The sequence below is a fragment of the Actinomycetota bacterium genome (assembly GCA_036280995.1).
Lineage (GTDB): Bacteria > Actinomycetota > CALGFH01 > CALGFH01 > CALGFH01 > CALGFH01.
Genome location: DASUPQ010000756.1, coordinates 1 through 3,770, shown reverse-complemented (window position 1 = coordinate 3,770; position 3,770 = coordinate 1). Strand labels below are relative to the sequence as shown.

4 protein-coding genes are annotated in these 3,770 nt (G+C 67.6%); 2 read left to right on the top strand and 2 right to left on the bottom strand.

Translation table 11 applies throughout. The features are described from left to right. The first annotated feature begins 491 nt into the window (after positions 1–491). Both VF468_25340 and VF468_25335 read left to right on the top strand, forming a co-directional pair. Positions 492–1,064, top strand: coding sequence for a hypothetical protein (locus tag VF468_25340; protein HEX5881612.1), 573 nt, complete (start codon positions 492–494; stop codon positions 1,062–1,064). Between the two features lie 358 nt (positions 1,065–1,422). Then, complete coding sequence (locus VF468_25335; GenBank protein HEX5881611.1) at positions 1,423–1,728, top strand: hypothetical protein; 306 nt, start codon at positions 1,423–1,425, stop codon at positions 1,726–1,728. Positions 1,729–2,143: 415 nt separating this feature from the next. Here VF468_25335 and VF468_25330 read toward each other — a convergent pair whose 3' ends face one another. Further along, a complete protein-coding gene (locus VF468_25330; protein HEX5881610.1) occupies positions 2,144–2,998 on the bottom strand; it encodes a helix-turn-helix transcriptional regulator in 855 nt (284 codons plus the stop codon). A gap of 260 nt (positions 2,999–3,258) precedes the next feature. Further along, positions 3,259–3,648 carry a nuclear transport factor 2 family protein gene (locus VF468_25325; protein ID HEX5881609.1) on the bottom strand — a complete coding sequence of 130 codons (390 nt, stop codon included), beginning with the start codon at positions 3,646–3,648 and terminating at the stop codon, positions 3,259–3,261. Positions 3,649–3,770: the final 122 nt, after the last annotated feature.

Genomic DNA, 3,770 nt, shown 5'->3' with positions numbered 1-3,770 from the left:
TGGCGCACACAGCGGTGTGGAACATGCTTGTCTGGCCGGGCGACCCCAGCATCGCGGCGGACACCCTGCTGCTCGGCGTGGCGAACGCCGTCATCGCGGTCGACATGGTGTCGCTGTTCGTCGGCTCGCGGCGCACTCCCTCCAGCTCATCCACCTGCTAAGCCTGGATCTGCCCGCCCGTGGCGGGCCCGACGACCCTAGGCCCCGCCCAGGACGCGGCGCATGCTGGAGCTGAGGTTCGCGCGCTACCGACGCCCCCCAGCGGACGCAGTCGGCGTGGCCCGGCGTCGGCGTCGCCCGATACCAAAAGGGAGGTCCACGCCGTCATGACCGACCGATCCACCTACACCATCCTGATTTCTAATCGTGACTTGATCACGACCGATTGGGGATATCGACGCAACATTCCTGATCAAGATTTGTGACCTGTTTCTGCGATAATTGGACCATCGGGTTCCACACCCCCGGAACCCACTAAAGGGATGACCAGCATGCGCCCCATCCGACCCCTCGCCACCGCCCTCCTCGTCGCCAGCCTCGCCGTGGCCGGCTGCGGCCGCAGCCAACCCGACGAGAGCGCCTCGCCACCACCCAGCCAACCACCGGTCGTCACGGCACCCCCCGCGGCCCCAGCCCCCGCCGACCCGACGCCCACGCGCCAGCCGGTGGTGCTGGTCGACGGCCGCCACATCGTCTACCTCAAGACCGTCGACCCCGACCGCAGGACCATCAGGTTCGACCTGATCCAGTTCTACGGCGGTGACGAAGCCCTCAGGGAGGCCGCCAAGGACCACCCCGAGGCCTCGCCCGAGCAGGTCCGGCAGTGGGTGCCCAACGGCTACTACATCCGCAACGTCAACCCCAGACTGCGCACCCTGCCGGTGCCCTCCGACGCGCCCATCACCGTCATCACCCTCGCCTGGGGCAACGGCCACAACTCCAGCGAAGAACACATCCCGGTGACCCTCACCAAGCTCGCCACCTACATGCCCACCGGACTGCCATTCTCGATCACGGTGCGGCACGGCCAGGTGGTGAAGCTCGCCGAGGTGTTCGTGCCGTAGAACCTTGGAGTCTGCGGCTGCCGTGGCGGCGCCGGCGGCCGCAGCCCAGCCACCACCGCCACTCCCAACATTGTCGATCGTAGTTGCCACCTGTCGCTGCGATGCCCGTCGCAGCAGGACTCCAGCAGCATCCGGAGCCCACTGGGGGATGAGCATCATGCGTCCCATCCGCACCATCGCCACCGCCCTGCTGGTCGCCAGCCTGGCTGCCGCCGGCTGCGGCCAAAGCCAACCGGACCAGCCCACCAGCGCACCCAGCCAGCCGCCGATCGTCAGCACGACCCCTGCGCCCTCACCCCCGAACCCGGACCCAACCCCACCGGCCCCAGGCCCCGCCGCCCGTCCACGCATCATGTCGGTGACCACCATCCCCGCCCTGCCGAGGGAGGGCGGCTTCCTGCGGCTGCCCGCCGGGGCCGGCAAGGTCCTGTTCCGGGTCCAGGCGGTCAACACCCAGAGGGTGCGATTCCTCCTCAGCCCGACCGGGACCGACACCTCGGCTCGGCTGCTTGGCGAGGACACCAACGGCAGCGACGGGTGGACCCTGGCCTGGGGCTACCCGGACGAGCCCCTGACCGCCCACCTCACCGTCAAGGCCATCGGGCCCGGCGGCACGAGCCCCGACACCGTGCTCGGCCTCTACCACCCCGACCACACCAGCTGACCCCAACCGCAGGAGCACGCCCAAACCGTCACCAATGAGCGGCTCGTTTGGACCGGCCCCGGCGGGCCGGCAGCCATCTGAGACTGCCCCCGCCGGATCGTCTCCAAGACAGCCCCGGCGTCTTCACGCCAGGAGATTGCGGCCTGGACGCTCGCCCGCGACCTGCGGCTGTGCAGCGCTTGGCCGCTTGTATTCCGCTTCCGATCGACTGGGGACCTGATTGTTCGTTGGGGACGCGGAAGGGGTGGACCTCGGTCTTGCCTTGCACGATTGCAGGCGGTCAAGGTCGCCAGGGCCCGGCCACATTCAGAGGACGGCCGGGCGTCCTGTCCAGACATCGTGCTAATGGTGAGCGGCCCCGGGCGGGGGGGCCAACCCAGGGCCGCTCACATCTATGGCAAGCAACGCAGATCAGCTAGTCGTGACCGGCTTCGATGGCCAGCTTCTGCAGCTTCTCGGCGGTATCGGTATCGGGAGCAGGCGTGTAGAGGATCAGGTACAGCGCCCGGCTGTCGTCGACGACCTGGAGCACTGTCTGCCGCAGTGTGAGCCGGCCGACCGCCGGATGCTCAATTACCTTCTGGGTTTCCTGCACCCGCTCGACGTCGTGGTGGGACCACCAGTCGGCGAACTCCTGGCTGCGCTGTTGGAGCCGCTCGACGAACCGGCCATACCAGGGATCGTTGATCAAATGGCGCGAAGCGTCTCGAAATTGGGCGACCAGGAGCTTGGCATGGCGCTCGCGGTCCACCAGCCACATGCGAGCGTCATCGGTGAAGATGAGCCACAGCAGATTGCGCTCCTGCTCTGGTGCCGCTGCAAGATCCTCAGCAAAGCCGAAGACGCTGATGGCCGCTCGATTCCAGGCCAATAGGTTGAGTCGGGCATCGACAAGGTAGGCAGGATTGTCACCTTGAGCGTCCAGGACGTCCCGCAATGTCGTGCTGACCGGCTCGCTGGGAGGGGGTTGGACCCCCAACGGGTCTCCACGGGCCAAGGCGAGGAGGTATTCGTGTTGAGCAGTCGTCAGCTGGAGCGCCTGGGCGACCCTGGCCGCGGCCTTGGCCGAGAGCTGCACGTCCTTGCCCTGTTCGAGGCGCGTGTACCAGCTCACGCTGATGCCAGCCAGCTGCGCCAGCTCCTCACGCCGTAGCCCAGGGGTGCGACGGGGGTTGACCCCTTGGGGGAGTCCGACGTCCTCGGGCCGTAGCGCCGCTCGTCGGGCGCGGAGGAACGCGCCCAGTTCCTGTCGTTGCTCCTCGGGAGGCATGGCATGCTCCTGCGCGGCCGTGAGCCTGAGCCTAGCAGATTTTGTCCTAGGCGAACGAGGCTCTCGTACCATGCATGGTCGTGCGCTAACCTCGCGGCTGACCTGGGGGGGCTTTCGAGGGGGCTGCTGTACAAGGTCGTCCAGGAGGAGGCAGCTCCAGTCCAGCTGGAGCCGTCTCCTCCTCGTACGTCTCCGACGGCTGCCAGGTCGCCCAGGATCGGCCGGAAGGCAACGGGCCGGACGACCTCTGATCCGTGTGCCTACGCCCAGAACTCGTCGGTTGCCTGCTGGTCGTGGTGGAGCGCCCACGCCTCCGCGAACCTGCCATCGCGCACGTGGAAGACAATCGTCTGCAGGCTGTGCAGCCGGCGCCCCTCCCGTTCGCCCTCAGCGACGTGTATCCCGACGGCATGCCCGTCGCTGGCGACAGCATCATGCAAGGTCGCCCGGAACGTCCCTCCGGAACGCTCGGCCAGTGTCTCGAAAAAGGCGAGCACCTGGTCGATGCCTTGGTAGTCACCCGAGACCGGGTTGCGGCCTGGCTCGTGGAAGATCGTATCGTCGGCGAACAGCTGCCGGAGCATCCCGATGTCGCCTCGGGAGAAGGCGTCGTAGCCTCGACGAACCAGGTCCTCGTTGGGATGGGCCATGGCCGCACCTCCTGTCCGCGGAGGCGGCAACGCTATTCCCTCCCAGGGACCGAGGCAAGCACACTCCCAGCAACGCAGGCTCACAACCTCGGTAGCAACCCAGGCGCTTCACTAGCCTGCCG